Origin of the sequence: Hyphomonas sp. (assembly GCF_022844445.1) — a bacterium.
GTDB lineage: Bacteria > Pseudomonadota > Alphaproteobacteria > Caulobacterales > Hyphomonadaceae > Hyphomonas.
In genome coordinates this window covers 15,671-33,037 of record NZ_JALHLS010000001.1, presented here as the reverse complement: position 1 = coordinate 33,037, position 17,367 = coordinate 15,671, and the positions used below count along the sequence as shown (strand labels likewise).

Sequence of the window (17,367 nt, the reverse complement as noted above, 5' to 3'; positions counted from 1 at the left end):
TTTCGCTGTATTACAGCTCGCGGCCTGGAAACAGTCCAACCTTTTGAATCAGAAGGAAATTAACCTGGCTGAAATGTGTCGCCGGAAGGCCACACCGGGCCTCTAATGATTGGCAGAGCGGCGCAGGAAGGCGGGGATCTCCAGATCGGCGTCATCGAAGGGGGCCGGCTCCGGGTGATCGTCCGCGGCAGAGATGATCGGCGAGGCCGCGGGGGCGCCGCGCTGACCCGGTTCGGAATCGTTCTGTCCCTGGGGCGCCGGACGGCGCCAGCCGAACAGGTTCGCAAAGCCGGAAGCGGCCGGAGCGCCTTCGCGGGTTGGCCGGTCGGGAGCAGGCGCATCGGTGCGCTCCGAGAAGATGCCGGCCGGCGGCGCCGCAGGCGTGGCGGGTACGCGCGGCGGCGTCACGATCTTCGGCCGGTCGCTGATATCGGCGCCATAGTCCGGTGCGGCGCCCGTCAATTCGATATCTTCGGCGCCGATCATCTCGTCTTCGGCGCTATCCGGTTCGATCGCTGCCTCTTCGGCTGGAAGAATCGGGGCGGTGGTGGCCGTTGCCAGAACGCGCGGCGAAATCGGCTGGGCGATGGGCAGGCGGCGCGAGGCGGCATCGAGGCCGGCGGCCACTACGGACACGCGGATGCGGCCCTCAAGGCTCGCATCGAACGCGGAGCCGAGGATGATATTGGCGTTGGGGTCGACCTCGCGGCGGATTTCGTTGGCCGCTTCGTCGAGCTCGAACAGCGTCATGTCATAGCCGCCAGTGATGTTCACCAGAACGCCCTTGGCGCCCTTGATGGTCACGTCGTCGAGCAGCGGATTGTCGATGGCGCGGCGCGCCGCTTCGAGCGCGCGAGCTTCGCCGGCGGCTTCGCCCATGCCCATCAGGGCGGTGCCCATGCCGCGCATGATGGCGCTGACGTCCGCAAAGTCGAGGTTGATCAGGCCTGGCATGACGATCAGGTCGGTTATGCCACGCACGCCGGAATAGAGCACGTCATCGGCCATCCGGAAGGCGTCCGCGAAAGTTGTCTTGTCGTTGGCGATGCGGAACAGATTCTGGTTCGGCACGACGATCATCGTGTCGACATGGCCGCGGATTTTCGCGAGGCCTTCTTCAGCGAGGCGCATACGGTGTGCGCCTTCGAAGCCGAAGGGCTTGGTGATCACAGCGATGGTCAGGATGCCCATTTCCTGCGCGGCGCGCGCGATGATCGGCGCGGCGCCGGTACCAGTGCCGCCGCCCATTCCGGCCGCGATGAACACCACGTGCGCGCCGTCGAGACGAGCGCGGATGTCGTCGATGGATTCTTCGGCGGCCTTGGCGCCGATCTCGGGACGGGCGCCGGCGCCGAGGCCAGACGTGGTGCCGAGGCCGAGCTGAAGACGGCTGTCGGCGCGCGAGCGCGACAAGGCCTGCGCGTCGGTGTTGGCCACGATGAACTCGACGCCCTGGAGGTTCGCCTCAATCATGTTGTTGATGGCGTTGCCGCCAGCCCCGCCAACACCAAACACGAGGATCCGCGGCTTAAGTTCCTGGGTCATTGCGCCTCAATCTGCGTCTGCGTCGGCCGGGTTGGCTGGAGCGGGCAGAATGCGCTCCTGCCGCTAAAAAACGCTTAAGTGGCCGAGCTTGGCGTCAGAAATTTTCCTTCAGCCAGTAAAGCACACTCCTGAGCCGTCCCGAGCCGCCCTCCGCTTCTGCTTCCAATGACGGCGCGCCAGCCCGCGCGGCGTCGGTGAACCCCAACTCGGGATAAAGTAGCAGGCCAGAAGCCGTTGAAAAAGCTGGTGTTGCCAGTTGCTCGCCTAAAGTTTCGGCAAGGACGGGGCGGCCAAGACGGATAGGTGTCTTGAGAATTCGGTTGGCGACTTCGCGCACACCTGGCAGCTGGCTTGCCCCACCCGTGAGCACGACACGCTGGGGCAGCACCGATTTCACATCGCTGCGGGCGAGCAAGTCGAGCGCCATCTCGAAAATTTCTTCGACACGCGGCGCGATGATGCGGGCGATTTCGGCGCGTTCCAGTCGCGAGGCGTGCAGGCGTCCGTCATCGCCGAGGCGCGGCGCCTCGATGCGCTCGGCGAGGCCGGGGCCTTCAAGGTCGGCGGTCCCGTAAAGCTGTTTGAGGCGTTCGGCGGCGGCAAAGGTCGTGCCGATGCCCTGCGCGATGTCGGCGGTCACATGGGCGCCTCCTGCTGGAACGAGCCCGAGCCAGGCGGGCGATCCATGCAGGTAGACTGAGACGGCTGTTACGCCGGAACCGAGGTCGATGCAGACGGCGCCGTTCTCGATCTCGTCCTCGATCAGGGTGCCGGCGCCGCTGGCGATGGCGGATGGCACGAGTTGCGTGACGCCGAGATGGGCGCGAAATACGCACTCCGTCAGGTTCTTCACGATGGCGCGCGGGGCCGAGACAATCGACATCTTGACGGTCAGTGCGCCGGCAATCATGCCCACGGGCTGGCGCACGCGACCTGCCGCCTTATCGATGGTGTAGACCACCGGCCAGGCAGAGAGGATATCCTCCTGCCTGAGGGCAGGGGACTGCGCAGCGCGCAGCAGCACTTGCTGGTGCAGACGCCGCACATCTTTCGCGGTGATGACGCGTCCGCCGATCTCGATGCTGGCAGACATCATACGCGAAGACAGCTTCGGGCCGGTGATGCCGAGGATAACTTCCGAAATCGGCTCGCCCGCTTCGCGCTCGGCGTCTTCCACGGCGAGGCGGATGGATCGCTCCAGCCCTTCCATGTCGGTGATGTTGCCGCCGGCGAAGCCACGCGTCTGCTGGCGCCCGCTGCCGAGAATGGTCATGCGGCGCGGATTGTCCGCATCCGGACGGCCGATCAGGCAAGTGGTTTTTGAACAGCCGATGTCCAGCGCGGCGACCGTGCCGCCGGGGCGGCCGTTAAGACGGGCGAGGCGCTTGGCGGAAAGTTCGGACATCAGGTTTTCTCGGCAGCCTCGCGGACAGTCTCGGGTTCAGGTTCGACGGGCGCTTCAGCCAGGCGCAGATAGACGCGTCCGCGGCTGCGCAGGTCGATCATTTCCAGCGGGCGCTGGGTAAGGGCGGTTCGCACCTGCAGTTTTGCGAGGCGTTCGATGGCGGGCTCGAGGCCGGGATCTTCCGGCAGGCGAACGGTGACACCGTTGATGAAGCGCATGTCCCATCTGCGCGTGCCGATGCGGGTTGCCACGGCGACGCGGCCATTGATGTCGGGCGCCGAGGCGAGGGCGGCGGCGAGCTGCGGCGCTGCTTCCGGTGCGCCCTGGCCGGCGAGGCGCAGGAGGTTCGGATGGTCTTCGGCGCGGGCGCCGGGCAGCAGGCGGCCAAGGCCATCGACAACCTGCCACTGGCGGCCGTCATGCCAGAGAGCGACAGGATCGGCGGCGTCGGCAAGGATCACGATCTGGCCGGGCCAGAGACGGTGGACGCGCACGTTCAGCACCTTGTGGGTGCCTTCCACGCGGCTCTTGATCAGGTGCGGGTCAGCACGGAACATGTTCTCGCCCGGCTCGATCATCGCAGCGGCGCGCACTTCGTCGGCGAGAGCAGGATTGTCCTCGAGGCCGAGTACGGAGACGTCATTCACATCCACGCCGATGAGGCGGGACGTGTCGTCCATGAAGCCGCCGAAGCGCGAACCGATCTGTGACATCGATCCGCCCATCCAGGCAGCGGTGGCGACGAGGATCGCGATCAGCATCACGACGCCGAAGATTACGGACGAGACGCGCACTTCCTCGCCTGTCGTCTCATCGACGATGGTAGCGGGCCGGCGGCGGCCGGAAGGAACTGTCTGGTTGCGCTCTATCTTTGGCATGAGGCGTCCTCGATCATCCAGGCGACCAGTTCCACGAAACTCATGCCCATGTGCGCGGCCTGCTCGGGAACGAGCGAGGTGGGCGTCATGCCGGGCTGGGTGTTGGTCTCGAGGATCACAAGCCGGTCCTTCTCTTCGTCGTAACGGAAGTCCGAGCGTGTCGCCCCGCGGCATCCAAGTGCAACGTGAGCCTTGAGCGATGCATTCATCGCTGCCTTGGTCACGTGCGCGGGCAGATCCGCAGGGATCACATGCTGCGATCCACCAGCCGCGTATTTTGCATCGAAATCGTAATAGTCCCTTAAGGTCGTGATCTCGGTGACGGCAAGCGCGCGATCGCCCAGCACAGCGACGGTGAGTTCGCGGCCGGGAATGTATTCCTCCGCCATCAGATAATCGCCGTAGCGCCAGTTCGGACCGGTCAGTTCCTGCGGCGGGCCATTGGCGCCCTCGCGCACGATCAGCACGCCAAAGCTCGAGCCCTCGTTGACGGGCTTGATCACATAGGGCGGCTTCAGGGCATGGGCTGCAGCAGCTTCGGCGCGGGTGACACGGCGGTCTGCGGCAACGTCCAGACCGGCCTGCTTGTAGACGGCCTTGGATTTGAGCTTGTCCATTGCGAGCGCCGAGGCGAGCACACCGGAGTGGGAATAGGGCAGGCCCATGATTTCGAGCAGTCCCTGTACCGAGCCGTCTTCGCCCCAGGGACCATGCAGGCCGTTGAGCACGACCTCGGGTTTTGCGTCGGTCAGCTGCCGAGCCAGGTCGCGGGTCGCGTCGATCTCGACAACGTCGTAGCCGGCCTCGCGCGCGGCTTCGGCCATCTGGCGGCCGGAGGAGAGCGAGACGGGCCGTTCCGAAGACCAGCCACCATAGATCACCGCCACCCGTTTCATGCCAACTCCTTCTGAGATGCGTTCATTCCGCCATCGTCCGTGATGGAACGATGCGGTGAACAGCAGCTTAAAGGGGAGGGCGTGGCAGCTGTCTGGCGCAAAACAGGCGGATTACAAAAAAATCATGGGAGGGGAACAACAAATCTATTGACTATGGATGTAGTCAATATTGATAAGCGGAAAACAGATAACGAAAAACGGTAATCTCCCTTGGGCAAATCGACTGACCCGATAGTGATACCGAGGGAGCTAAAATGCCGATTCCGCGGGCGCTGCTGACCAGTTTTGCCGTTTTTGCCCTATCAGGCCAGCTGGCCGCGGGCGCTGACACCGCCGTCACACCGGAGGAAGGCGATCCAAACCGCTCGGTCTACCAGCCGGCAGACTTCAACCAGTACGGCCCCGTCAACGCGCTGGACATGGTGCGCCGGATTCCCGGCTTTGCGATCATCAGGGATGACAGCGGTAACCGCGGGTTTGGCCAGGCGCGAGGCAACGTGCTGATCAATGGCCAGCGTGTATCGGCCAAGTCCAACGGTGCGGAACTGGCGCTGGGACGGATCGCCGCCGCGCGCGTCCTGCGGATCGAGGTTCTGGACGGGACCAAGACCGAAATTCCGGGCCTGACTGGACAGGTGGTCAATGTCGTAACCGATGGCGCGGCGTCGATCGACGGCACCTGGCGCTACAAGATACGCCTGCGCGAAAACCTGCCGCCCTCACTGAATGAGGGCACCGTCACGCTGGCGGGCAGCAAGGGCGCCGTCAGCTGGACGCTCGAAGCCAACAGTGCGCCTCAGCGCAACGGGAATGCCGGCTGGCGTCTAATCCAGGACGGCCAGAAGAACTTGCTGGAGCAGCGCGAAGAAGATTTCACGCGCATCATCGAAGACGTGTCGCTCTCGGGCTCGCTCGCCTGGAAGCCGGTGTTCGGGCCGATCGCGAATCTCAACGGCAAGGTCGGGATCTGGGAGATGGACGTCAAGCAGATCGGCAAGACTTATCCGTTGGGCGGCGCACAAGGCCGGCGTCTTTTCCAGTCGGCGGAAGACGAATGGAACGCCGAAATCGGCGGCGACTTCGAGTTCGACGCAGGCCCGGGTCGGCTGAAATTCATCGGTCTTGGCCGGCTGGAGCACAGTCCGTTTGTTGACAGGTTCAAGATGGCGGCCTTCGATGGCTCCGGCCAGTATGCGTCGAATTTCCATCAGACGGTCGATGAAGGCGAGTACATCCTGCGCAGCGAGTATGGCCTGCAGACGGGGCAGGGCGACGACTGGCAGATTTCGACGGAAGGCGCTTTCAACTTCCTGGAGGCGGAAGCATCCCTCGAAGAAGCAACCGGCGGCGCGCCGCTGGTGCCGGTTATTCTGGATCTCGCCAATTCGCGGGTCGAGGAGCGCCGCGGCGAAGTGATCCTGACGCATGGCCGACAGCTGACCCCGAAGCTCAATCTGCAGGTGTCAGCCGGGGCAGAGTATTCGGAGCTGTCGCAGACGGGAGACGCCGAGAACAAGCGCGCCTTCACCCGGCCCAAAGGATCTGCCAGCCTGTCCTGGCAGCAGAGCGATACTTTGAAGCTCGTCACCAAGGTCGAGCGGCGCGTCGGCCAGCTGGACTTTTTCGACTTCATCTCCTCGGTCAATCTCGAGCAGGAGAACAGCGTCGATGGTAATCCGGAGATCGTTCCGAACCAGTCCTGGCGGCTGAATCTGGAAGCCCAGAAGGATTTCAGGGCCTGGGGCGCCTCGACCGTTCGGCTTATATTCGTGGAACTTGAAGACGTCATCGACCAGGTGCCCATCGGCACGGGCGCGGGTCCCGGCAACATTGAAAGCGGCAAGCTGTTCGGGATCGAGACCGATTCGACGCTCAAGCTCGAGGAGATTGGCTTCAAGGGCGCCGAGCTGACCTTCAACGGCCGCTACTACGATACGGAAGTCGATGACCCGCTGACGGGTGAGCGCCGCTCGATCAACTCCCACCTGATATGGGAATGGAACATGGAACTCCGGCAGGATATTCCGGACACGGATTGGGCCTGGGGCACGGTTATCGAAGGCTTCAAGTCCGAGCCGTCTTACCAGCTCAACCAGATCGCGCTGGGAGGAAACGATCCGGCATTCTCTATGGTGTACCTTGAACACAAAGACATTGCCGGCATGATTGGCACCATTGCGCTTGGCAACCTGTTCAACCAGCGTGACACGTTCTGGCGTGAGGTCTATGCGCCCGACCGGAACGGCACGCTTGTTCGCTCCGAAGAATACGCGCGCGCGTTCGGCCCGATTTTCACGATCGAACTCAAAGGCAAGTTCTGAGGCTTCCCGAAGGACGGCCCGCCAAGCGGGCAGGGCTGGCGACCGAAATGAGAAAGCGCCGGTCCGGGGCGCCGTGCGATGCGAAATCATTGGACTTCGGCGTGGGAAAAGGTCCATTGGAAAGCGTGGGAGACGCCAATCCGGATGCTAGAGTTGCGACGGTTCTTGAACCATGTGGCGGCGGCGCTGGCCGTAGCTCCGTTGGGTGCGCCAGCATTCGCTGAGACAGTTGCTGACACGATAGACGGCGCCAGTCCGGAGCACCGGACGATCTTGACGCTGGAAGATTTTGCCCAGTTTGCGCCGCGCACGGCGCTGGAAATGGTTCAACGTGTGCCGGGCGTGTCGATATCCAAGGATGACAGCGACTCGCGCGGCTTCGGCCAGGCCAGTGGCAACGTGCTAATCAACGGCCAGCGCGTCTCTGGCAAGTCCAACGGTGCCAGCGCGGCGCTCGGCCGGGTTCCGGCAAGCCAGGTCGAGCGGATCGAAGTTGCGGATGCAAGCGTCTTCGGCGTGCCCGGACTATCCGGCCAGGCGATCAACGTCGTGACATCGGGCGAGGCCCGCCAATCCGGTTCCTGGAAGATGCAGGCGCGCTGGCGCGATGATTTCCAACCGGCGCTTGGCGTCGCCAATCTGGCGCTATCCGGCCGTAGCGGCGATGTCAGCTGGAGCGTGCAGGCGGACAATGCGCCGGAACGGCGAGGTAACCAGGGCTTCCGGAACGTGACGGACGGAACGGGCAACCTGCTCGAACTGCGCCAGGAAAAGTTCATCTTCTATGTCGATACAACGTCGGTGTCGGGCTCGATGGCCTGGAAACCGCCGGGCGGCATGGTGGCCAATCTCAATGGAAAGGCGGCGACCTACCGGCAAGAAATCAAGGATCGCGCCCAGGTGTTTCCAGTTGCGGGTCCCGAAGGCCGGCGGCTGTTCGAGAGCCTTGAGGATGAGTGGAATGCGGAGCTCGGCGGCGATGTCGAATTCGACCTCAGTTCCGGTAGGCTGAAAGCGATCGGACTGGCACGCCGCGAGCGCAGCCCCTTCAACGATACCTTCCTCAGGGGCGGTCTCGACGGCTCGAACCTCTACCGCTCGGACTTTCGTCAAACCACGGATGAAGGCGAGTATATTCTTCGCAGCGAATATGGCTGGAAGACGCCTTCAGGTCCGGAGTGGCAACTGTCTGCGGAAGGTGCGTTCAATTTCCTCGAGGCAGAATCGGAACTCTCTGAGGCGATCAGCAACGGGCCGTTCGTGGCCGTGCCGCTCGATACATCGAATACACGCGTCGAGGAACGCCGGGCCGAGGCGATGCTGACGCATACGCGGTCGCTGGCGGCCGATCTCACGATGCAGTTGGCGGTCGGAGCGGAGTATTCGGAGATCTCGCAATCCGGCGACACGGAGAAAGTCCGCATATTTACGCGTCCCAAGGGGTACGCAAGCCTGACCTGGGCAGCCAGCGAAACGCTCAGCCTCGTCACTCGGATCGAGCGCAAGGTCGGACAGCTCGACTTCTTCGATTTCGTTACTTCGGCCGACCTATCGCTGGACAACAACAATGCTGGCAATCCCGACATCGTTCCAACGCAGGTGTGGAGCGCCAGCTTGCAGGCTGAAAAGGATTTTTCGGAGTGGGGCGCTGCCACGGCCAAGATTACCTACGACAAGATCGAGGATATCGTTGACCGTGTGCCGATCGGCACCGGCGACGGTCCTGGCAACATCGACAAAGCCTGGGGGGCGATCGCGGAGCTTGACGCGACGCTGAGACTTGCGCCGCTCGGGTTCGATGGCGCCGAAGTGACGGCCAGCGGTGTATGGATCGACTCGCGGGTAGATGATCCAGTCACAGGTGCGTCCCGACGGATCAGCGATGACCTGCTCTATGAAGTGAACGTTGAGTTTCGGCATGATGTTCCGGATACGCAATTTGCCTGGGGCGCAAAGCTCGAGCGGCTTGCTTTCACGGACGAGTTCACGCGAAGCGAGCGAAGGCTCGAGCGGCAGCTGAACGGCATGGGTGAAGTCTTCGTCGAGCACAAGAACCTCTGGGGTGCGACCGGGCGCTTTGCGGTTCGCAATCTCCTCGATCACAGGGATGTGGTCGAACGCACGGTTTTTGCGCCTGACCGAAACGGCCTCGCTGTTCGCCGGGAAGTGTCAGAACGTGATCGTGGCCTGATTTTCGTGCTATCCTTGAACGGAACTTTCTAGACCGGACCGGTTTGTCCGATCCGGCCGATCCGGCGCACTTCCCAGCGTAGCTGGACGCCGGACGTATCCAGCACGCGGGCACGCACCAGTTCGCCGAGAGCTTCAAGGTCGGCGGCAGTGGCCTCGCCAGCATTGATCAGGAAATTGCAGTGCATTGGCGAGACCTGCGCGCCGCCGACCTTGAGGCCGCGGCAACCGGCCGCGTCTATCAGCTTCCACGCGGAGCGCTGGTCGGGACTACCCGGAGGATCGGGATTGGCAAAGGTCGAGCCGGAAGTCTTTTCCTTGATAGGCTGGGTCTCGCTCCGGCGGGCCTGGAGCGCGTCGATCGCCGCGCCAATCTCGGCCGCGTCGCCTTTGCCGGTGCCGCGCAGGACGAGTCGCGAGACAATGAAATCCTCCGGCAGGTCGGTATGACGATAGCTAAATTCAACCGGCTCATGACCTTCACCATAGACGCGCCGTTCGCCCCGGCGGGTCACGCCCTCGAGGCGGACGAGCACATCCTTGAGTTCGCTTCCGTAACATCCGGCGTTGGTGCGCGTCGCGCCGCCGAGAGAACCGGGAATGCCCGACAGGAACTCGAGGCCTGCAATGCCGTGCTTCGCTGCGCCCTTGGCCACTGCCAGATCAAGCGCACCGGCGCCGGCCGTCATCTCGAGCTCCCCGGTTTTCATAACTTCGCCCCAGGCCCGGCCCATCAGCCGGATCACGACACCTGCGATGCCGCCGTCGCGGACGATCAGGTTTGAGCCGACGCCCAGCACCGTCACGGGAATGGCGGGATCGAGCGCACCAAGGAAAACGCCGAGGTCGGCTTCATCTTCAGGCAGGAACAGCACATCTGCAGGCCCGCCTACCCGGAACCAGGTGTAGGGCGCCAGCGGGGCGTTCTCGATCAGTTTGCCGCGCGCAGGCGGAAGGGAGAGCCGGGTCATGTCGAGCAGCGGGTCGCCTGACTGGCCTCGGCTGTCAAGCGCTTGCGCTGGCCGCGCGGGTCAGTTGTTGCTGCGTTCAGGTGGAGGGTCGTCGAAGGGCGAACGGCGTTCGTTGCGCTCGGGACGGGGTTCCGGCGCCGACAGCTTTGCGATCTCTATGGTGCCAGAGGTGTCTTCGTAGTTTTTTGCAAGGTGCACGATGGCAGCTTGAAACTCCTGGAAGTTCACGACGCGGTCCAGATTGGGATCAAAGCGGACAGGGTTGGCGAGCGTGTCATCACGGGTCGGAAGACCAGAAGCCCAGTCCTGCTGCTCCAACGCGACAAGCTGCCCGTCGCTATTGGCGTCGGCGGCCTTAAACGCGGCCAGCGCGCCAGCTTTCAATTCGCCCGGGGAAATTCGACCGTCACTGTCCGCGTCGAAGCTGGCGATCAGGCCGCCGCCCGGTACAAGCCGGCCGAGGTTCATCTGGGCGGCCGCGGAGTCCGGTTTCACCAGTCCCTGGCCGGGCAGGCGGACAAGATCGTCCACCTCGGTTTCAGCCTGAGCATTCACGGGAAGGGCAGACAACAGCAAGGCTGCGACTAGAAGGGCACGGCGCATGAAACGGGGACTCCTCAGGCTTGCCAATGGTTACCCTAGGTGGGTGTGCTGTTTTTGCAACAGCCGCTTGCAGCGCCGGGGCGCCTGTTGAGGTGAGCCTTGCAGCCCTGGAATTAACCCTGCCTTAACGCTCGCGGGGCCAATCGTTAACCAGTATAAACTAGTCCGAGTCGCGCCCCCGCGGGCGTGCGGGTTCGCGCTTGGAAAGGCGGCTGTCCGATGAACGCAGAACAAGTGCCCATCATCATGGCGGTTGGCACCGCAATGCTGGCGCTCGGCGCGCTTCTCTGGGCCTTGCGCGTGTCGGACGGCGCCCGCGGCGCCGCGAAGAAGTATCGTGATCTGGCCGGCGATCGTGAGACTGAAAATGCCGCCCTTAAATCTGTTTTAGGTGCGCATCCGGGCGTCATCCTGGTCTGGCAGGGTGAGGCGTTGGAGATCGAGGGCGACGAGATCACCCCGCCGGACGTATTTGGCTCGTCGGTGGCGCTCGCCGGATTGCTCAGCTTCACCGACGCCGCAATTTCGGAAAATCCGACCGTTCGTATCGTTGAGGGCATCGCCGATCTCGAAGCGCGCGATTCCGCCGGGCAGGACACAACGCTACGCATCCGCCTGCGTGAGCTGCGCGAGCAGGGCAACCCGTTTTCGCTGACCATCATCGGCCCCTCGGGCCGCTTCCTCGAAGCCGACGGGCGCACGGCTGGCGCCCGCGCGGTCGTCTGGGTCACCGATTCCACTATCAAGGGCCTCGAGGAAAGCTCCGCTCGCGGAAAATTCGAGGAAGCTCGGCAGGTGATCGCGCGCGATCCGACCGCCTTCCTCGACATGCTGCGTAAGGCGCCTTTCCCGGCCTGGCGCGTATCCGGCATGGGCCGCCTGCAATGGGCGAACCCGGCCTATCTCGCCGCCGTCGATGTCTCCAGCCTCGACCGTCTTCTCGAAGAGCAGACGATGCTTGACCAGGTCGTCGCAGAACAGGCCCGCAAGACGATCTCCGATGGCCAGGAGCATGATGAGACCCGCCACATCGTCGTCAAGGGTGATCGCCGGGCGATGCGTGTACTGACGTTCCCGCTCTCCGGCGGGGCAGGGGCCATGGCCTTTGACGTGACCATGCAGGAGAATGCGCGTGAGGAATTGAACCGCCACGTGCGCGCACATGATGAGACGCTGAACCATGTCGCCGATGCCGTCGCGATCTTCAGCGCTGAACGCAAGCTGACCTTCTACAACAAGGCTTTCCGCGACATGTGGGACCTTGAGGAAGCCTTCCTCCTAGACCGGCCGAACCATGGCCAGCTGCTTGATCGACTGCGCGAGCGCCGCAAGCTCCCGGGCCGGCCGAACTATGCCGAGTGGCGCGCGGAAGAGATCTCCTACTATCTCGACCTCGACGGCGTGAAGGAAGACAAGTGGTCATTACCTGATGGCCGCACGCTGTCGGTCACGCGCCAGCGCCACCCGATGGGCGGCCTGCTACTGCTGTTCAAGGACATCACTGTTCAGCTCGACCTTCAGACACGCTTCAACGCCCTCATCAAGACGCAGCGCTCGACCCTCGATAATCTCCACGAGGCGGTCGCCGTGTTCGGCAGCGACGGACGGCTCAAGTTGCACAATAGTGCCTTCGCGCGAGTGTGGGATTTGCCGGCCGAGCTGCTGAAGGACACGCCGGACTATGACGATGTGGTTGAGGCGTGCGTGCCGCTGTTTCACGACGCCGAAATCTGGGACGCAATCAAGGTTCACATCACCGATCCGTCTGCTGGCGCGCGCCAGGCAACAACCGGCGAGATGCGCCGTTCGGACGGCTCGCTGCTGACCTACATTACGAACCCCCTGCCGGACGGTAACACGCTGATCGCTTTCGCCGACGTGACGGCCACACGCCGTGTCGAATCCGCGCTGCGCGACCGCGCCGAAGCCTTCGAGGCTGCTGACCGCCTCAAGACGGAATTCGTGCGCAATGTCAGCTATCAACTGCGTTCGCCGCTGACGACCATCTTCGGGTATGCAGAGCTTTTGGAAACCCAGCGCAACGGTGCGCTGACCGAGCGTCAGACGGATCATGTCCGCGCAATCCTGTCGGCATCGGACCACCTCAATAAGCTGATCGAGAACATCCTCGACCTCGCCCTGATCGAAGCGGGACGGATGGACCTAGACCTCGATACTGTGAACCTCGAGGATCTGATCGCCGAGGGTATCGAGATGGTGGTCTCGAAAGCGGAAGATACAGAAGTCACTGTGCGCTCAGAGATCACCGGCAAGCTTGGCACGATCCGGGGCGATGCGCGCCGCATCAAGCAGGTATTGTTCAACCTAGTCTCGAACTCGCTGCGCTTCACCGAGTCCGGCGGCGAGGTCGTCGTGGCGGCGCAGCGAGCCGGCGACATGATCATGCTCAGTGTGCGGGACAATGGCATCGGTCTGGAGGCCGACAAACGCGCCACGAGCTTCGACAGCTTTGTTTCGGGCGACCAGCGCGGCGCAGGCCTGGGCCTCGCGCTGGTGAAGCATTTCATCCACTTGCATGGCGGCACAGTCGGTATGAAGCCGGTCGATGGCGGCGGTCTCGAAGTGACGTGCTGGCTGCCGGCGCAGGTGACAGTCACCGCGCAAGCTGCCCTGCATCACCCGGAAGGTGCAGCACTCTAGGCGCTGCGATTTACACCGGGTCGCGGGCCCGGAAGACATCCTCATCCAGTTCGCCTTCCCACTTGGCGACAGCGGTTGCGACCGCAAGGTCGCCAGTGATGTTCGTCACGGTACGCATCATGTCGAGGATACGGTCGAACGGGAACAGGATGGCGATGATCAGCACCGTGTTCTCCGCTGATACGCCTATGACGCTGAGTGTCGTGGCCGCCAGGAAAAGGCTGACTGACGGTATGCCGGCTGTTCCGATCGAAACCAGCGTCGCCATGAGGATGATTGTGAAATACATGTCGGGCGTCATCGTAATGCCAAGCGCCTGCGCGGCGAACAGGGCAATTAGGCCCTGGTAGAGGGCTGTGCCGTCCATGTTGATGGTGGCGCCGAGCGGTAGGACGGAAGAGGTAATCGGCTTGCCGATGCCGAGATTTTTGTTCGCGGCGCTCATCGTGACAGGCAGAGTGGCGTTGGAAGAGGATGTCGAAAACGCCACAGCTTGCGGGTCGGCAATCCCGCGGATGAAAGGGATCAGCGGCAGGCGCAGCATCCCCTTCACGATGAAGCCGTAAGTGATCAGCATGTGGAGCGTGCAGGCGAGATAGTGCGCCAGTGTCATCTTGCCGAGCACTTCGAGCACGACGAGACCGCGCGTGCCGAGAACCCAGGCCATCAACGCCAACACGCCGATCGGAGCCACTTCCATGACGATGATGGTGAGGCGCATCATCACTTCTGAGGCGCTGTTCATCACGCGCGCGACGGGTTCCCCCGCTTCGCCGGCCATCAACGTGGCGATGCCGACCATAATGGCGAAGAAGATGATGGCGAGCACATCGCCTTTTGCCATTGCATCAATAGGGTTGACCGGAATGATCGATAGCAGGGTGCGGATGATCTGTTCCACCACGCCGCCGGGCGCTGGGTTTGCCGCAAGGCGTTCGCGAGCCTGATCCATATCAGTCGCTGAAACGACCGACAGATCAAAGCCTGCGCCGGGCTGAAGAAGCGTTCCTATCGCAAGGCCAAAGCAGACGGCGATGACCGTGGTAACCATATACATCGCCAGCGCCCGCCCGCCGAGACTGCCAAGGCGTTTGGGATCGCCCATCGCCAGCACGCCAGACACCAGTGTCGAGAAGATCAGGGGAACGACCAGCATCTGGATCAGGCTGATGAATGCGTCGCCTACAGGCTTGAACCAGGTCGTTACAATCGCGCTGGCTGGGTCCGGCCCGATGCCGTAGCGAAGTCCGAGCCCGATGGCGGCGCCAAGCAGGAGACCGAGGATCACCCGCTTCCAGAGATCGATTTCAAACCACGTCTTCATGTGCCACCTCTCTAATCCGCGAGGTCGGGAGGGTAGGGGCCGGGGACGCAGAAGACAACCTTTGCCGAGGCCTGCTTGCCAGAGGAGGCTCCACCGCCCTATTTCGTCCATATGGCCCCGAACCGTGATCCCCTCCCGATTGACGACGTGTTGCCGGAGATTCTTCGTGCACTCACCGAGGCGAACCGGCTTGTCCTCGCTGCGCCGCCCGGCGCAGGTAAAACCACGCGTGTGCCGCTTGCACTTGCAGGCCTATTGGGAGATGCGCCGGTCATCACAGGCCGCATCCTCATGTTGGAGCCGCGCCGGATCGCAGCTCGCATGGCGGCGGAACGCATGGCGTCGAGCCTCGGTGAGAAGCTCGGGCAAACAGTAGGCCTGACGACGCGCGTGGACCGCAAGGTGAGCGCTACAACGCGCATCGAGGTCATTACCGACGGCCTCTTCACCCGCCGCATCCTCAATGATCCCGAACTGCAGGGCGTTGGCGCTGTGCTCTTTGATGAGTTCCACGAGCGCCGTCTGAATTCCGATCTTGGTCTCGCCCTGTCGCTTGAATCGCAAGGCGCACTTCGAGAAGATCTTCGCCTGCTGATCATGTCGGCGACGCTGGACATCGCTGCCGTCTCGAAGGCGGTCAACGCGCCCGTCATCGAGAGTGCCGGCCGGCAATATCCGGTGGACACACGCTATGTCGGGCGCTCCGACGAGCGGATCGAGGACCGGATGCCGAAGGTGATCCGGCAGGCACTTCGGGAATCGGAGGGATCCATCCTCGTCTTCCTTCCGGGTGCCCGTGAAATCCATCGCACGGCGGACGCGCTCGAAGGGCTCGGGCCGGACATTCTGGTGGCGCCGCTGTTCGGCGCGCTCTCGCCGGCGGAGCAGGACGCGGCGGTTTCGCCAGCGCCGCCCGGCAAGCGCAAGGTCGTGCTTGCCACCGACCTCGCCGAGAGCGCACTCACCATCGAAGGCGTGCGCATCGTCATCGACTCAGGCCTTGCACGTGTTGCGGAAGATGAAGCGAGCGGTCTCGGCACACGCCTCTCAACGGTGCGGGCTTCGCGCGCGTCGGTGGATCAGCGGCGCGGCCGGGCGGGACGCACGGCGCCGGGCGTCTGCTACCGCCTGTGGGACGAGGCAGCGACGCGCGGACTGATCGCGGCGCCGACCCCGGAAGTTCTCAACAGCGATCTCTCGGGACTCGTGCTTGCGCTTGCCGAATGGGGCGAGCGTGATCCGACGAAGCTCACCTGGCTAGATGTGCCTCCCGCCGGAAAGTACCGCGCCGCCGAGGCGCAGCTTCATGCCCTCGGCGCGCTCGATGAAACCGGCGCGTTGACCCAGAAAGGCCGCGAGATGGCGCGCTTGCCAATGGCCCCCCGTCTTTCAGCCCTGATCGCAGCCGCGCCCGGCCCGTCGGAGAAAGCGCTCGCAGCGGAAGTCGCGGCCCTTGCCGGCGAGCGCGGCATGGGCGGGGACTCCAGCGACCTGCGGGACCGCCTGAAACGGTTTCGCGCCGATGGCAGTCAGCGGGCGCGCAGCCTCAAGGCGCAGGCCGCTGGCTGGGGCGGCGGCGGCGTGCCAGGTGGCGATCTTGCGCGGTTGCTCGCCTCCGCCTGGCCGGATCAGGTCGCACGTAAGCGGCCCGGCTCCGATGGATCGTACCTCATGGCGTCGGGCCGCGCGGCAACTGTTCCGGCTACGGACGGACTCGCCAAATCAGACTGGCTCGTCGTGGCGGATCTTGGCGGCGCGGCGCGCGAGCCGCGCATCACACTCGCCTTGCCGCTGACGGAGGCGGAAGCCTTGGCCAGCCAGAACGTTGTCACAGAAGATCGCGCCACCTTTGATCCCAGGTCCGCCCGCTTCGCCGCCCGGCGCGTCAAGGCGCTCGGTGCCATCGTGTTGTCGGAAGCGCCGCTGCCCAAGCCGTCCGCTGAAGCCGGTGCCAACGCAATGCTGGAGGCCGTGCAAGCGGGTGGTTTCGCCGCGCTCGGCGCAGCCGAAGCGGTCGAGGAAACCCTGCATCGCCTCAGGATCCTCGAGGTGGCTGCCCTGATCGAGACGCCGGCGAAGGACGCCCAAGCGCTGATCACGTCCGCCCAGGACTGGCTTTATCCGCTGCTGCGCCGAAAGGGCGCCTCGGTTCCGGCGCCGCATGAGGTGCGCGACGCACTGATCCAATCGTTCGACTGGCCGGTCCAGGAAGCTTTGCGCCAGCATGCGCCGTTGATGCTGGGGCTGCCCTCAGGCCAGGAGGCGCGGGTTGACTGGCTTGATCCGCGCGCGCCGCTCGTCTCTGCGCGCGCGCAGGCATTCTATGGGCTCACCGAGCATCCGCGCATCGCGGCGGGCCGGGTGCCAGTCACGGTGGAGTTGCTCTCGCCCGGCATGAAGCCGGCCGCCACGACGCAGGACCTCGCGCGTTTCTGGGGCGCCGGCTACAAGGACATGGCCAAGGACATGCGCGGGCGCTATCCCAAGCATGACTGGCCGGACGATCCGGCAAATGCGCGTGCCCATGAGGGGCGCACCAGGAAACGGCTCACCTGAGCCGGGACGAAGGGAAA

11 protein-coding genes are annotated in these 17,367 nt (G+C 63.8%); 4 read left to right on the top strand and 7 right to left on the bottom strand.

Annotated features, from left to right (window positions below; translation table 11 throughout):
- Positions 1-102 precede the first annotated feature (102 nt).
- From ftsZ to Q0C17_RS00130, 4 genes are all read right to left on the bottom strand, one after another.
- Positions 103-1,545 (bottom strand): cell division protein FtsZ, encoded by a 1,443-nt coding sequence (gene ftsZ, locus Q0C17_RS00145; protein ID WP_291199439.1) that lies wholly within the window; start codon positions 1,543-1,545, stop codon positions 103-105.
- Between the two features lie 94 nt (positions 1,546-1,639).
- Complete coding sequence (gene ftsA, locus Q0C17_RS00140) at positions 1,640-2,950, bottom strand: cell division protein FtsA (RefSeq protein ID WP_291199436.1); 1,311 nt, start codon at positions 2,948-2,950, stop codon at positions 1,640-1,642.
- Complete coding sequence (locus tag Q0C17_RS00135) at positions 2,950-3,828, bottom strand: cell division protein FtsQ/DivIB (RefSeq protein ID WP_291199433.1); 879 nt, start codon at positions 3,826-3,828, stop codon at positions 2,950-2,952. Before Q0C17_RS00135 ends, ftsA begins: the two co-directional genes overlap by 1 nt.
- Positions 3,816-4,724, bottom strand: coding sequence for a D-alanine--D-alanine ligase (locus tag Q0C17_RS00130; protein ID WP_291199430.1), 909 nt, complete (start codon positions 4,722-4,724; stop codon positions 3,816-3,818). The genes Q0C17_RS00135 and Q0C17_RS00130 overlap by 13 nt, the downstream gene beginning before the upstream one ends.
- A 254-nt stretch (positions 4,725-4,978) precedes the next feature.
- Here Q0C17_RS00130 and Q0C17_RS00125 point away from each other — a divergent pair, with 254 nt between their 5' ends.
- The gene (locus Q0C17_RS00125; protein ID WP_291199427.1) at positions 4,979-7,045 is read left to right on the top strand and encodes a TonB-dependent receptor plug domain-containing protein; all 2,067 of its coding nucleotides are present in this window, start codon (positions 4,979-4,981) and stop codon (positions 7,043-7,045) included.
- A 153-nt stretch (positions 7,046-7,198) separates the two neighbouring features.
- Positions 7,199-9,268, top strand: coding sequence for a TonB-dependent receptor plug domain-containing protein (locus Q0C17_RS00120; RefSeq protein ID WP_291199424.1), 2,070 nt, complete (start codon positions 7,199-7,201; stop codon positions 9,266-9,268).
- On the opposite strand, the gene murB is transcribed toward Q0C17_RS00120, so the two are convergent.
- Together murB and Q0C17_RS00110 are read right to left on the bottom strand one after the other, a co-directional pair.
- A complete protein-coding gene (gene murB / locus Q0C17_RS00115; RefSeq protein WP_291199421.1) occupies positions 9,265-10,206 on the bottom strand; it encodes a UDP-N-acetylmuramate dehydrogenase in 942 nt (313 codons plus the stop codon). The genes Q0C17_RS00120 and murB overlap by 4 nt on opposite strands.
- A 60-nt stretch (positions 10,207-10,266) precedes the next feature.
- Entirely contained in the window at positions 10,267-10,737 is a 471-nt protein-coding gene (locus tag Q0C17_RS00110) for a hypothetical protein (protein WP_291199418.1), read from the bottom strand.
- Between the two features lie 291 nt (positions 10,738-11,028).
- Between Q0C17_RS00110 and Q0C17_RS00105 the strand changes: the two genes are divergently transcribed.
- Entirely contained in the window at positions 11,029-13,470 is a 2,442-nt protein-coding gene (locus tag Q0C17_RS00105; protein ID WP_291199415.1) for a PAS domain-containing sensor histidine kinase, read from the top strand.
- Between the two features lie 10 nt (positions 13,471-13,480).
- Here the strand turns inward: Q0C17_RS00105 and Q0C17_RS00100 are convergent, their stop codons facing one another.
- Complete coding sequence (locus tag Q0C17_RS00100) at positions 13,481-14,794, bottom strand: dicarboxylate/amino acid:cation symporter (RefSeq protein WP_291199412.1); 1,314 nt, start codon at positions 14,792-14,794, stop codon at positions 13,481-13,483.
- A gap of 75 nt (positions 14,795-14,869) precedes the next feature.
- Here Q0C17_RS00100 and hrpB point away from each other — a divergent pair, with 75 nt between their 5' ends.
- Positions 14,870-17,350, top strand: a complete 2,481-nt coding sequence (gene hrpB, locus Q0C17_RS00095) for an ATP-dependent helicase HrpB (RefSeq protein ID WP_291199409.1) — start codon at positions 14,870-14,872, stop codon at positions 17,348-17,350.
- Positions 17,351-17,367 lie beyond the last annotated feature (17 nt).

Coding starts and splice junctions, on each gene's coding strand:
- Q0C17_RS00105 (WP_291199415.1), top strand. CDS start 11,029: ATGAACGCAGAACAAGTGCCCATCATCATGGCGGTTGGCACCGCAATG.
- Q0C17_RS00130 (WP_291199430.1), bottom strand. CDS start 4,724: ATGAAACGGGTGGCGGTGATCTATGGTGGCTGGTCTTCGGAACGGCCC.
- murB (WP_291199421.1), bottom strand. CDS start 10,206: ATGACCCGGCTCTCCCTTCCGCCTGCGCGCGGCAAACTGATCGAGAAC.
- ftsZ (WP_291199439.1), bottom strand. CDS start 1,545: ATGACCCAGGAACTTAAGCCGCGGATCCTCGTGTTTGGTGTTGGCGGG.
- Q0C17_RS00125 (WP_291199427.1), top strand. CDS start 4,979: ATGCCGATTCCGCGGGCGCTGCTGACCAGTTTTGCCGTTTTTGCCCTA.
- ftsA (WP_291199436.1), bottom strand. CDS start 2,950: ATGTCCGAACTTTCCGCCAAGCGCCTCGCCCGTCTTAACGGCCGCCCC.
- Q0C17_RS00135 (WP_291199433.1), bottom strand. CDS start 3,828: ATGCCAAAGATAGAGCGCAACCAGACAGTTCCTTCCGGCCGCCGCCGG.
- Q0C17_RS00100 (WP_291199412.1), bottom strand. CDS start 14,794: ATGAAGACGTGGTTTGAAATCGATCTCTGGAAGCGGGTGATCCTCGGT.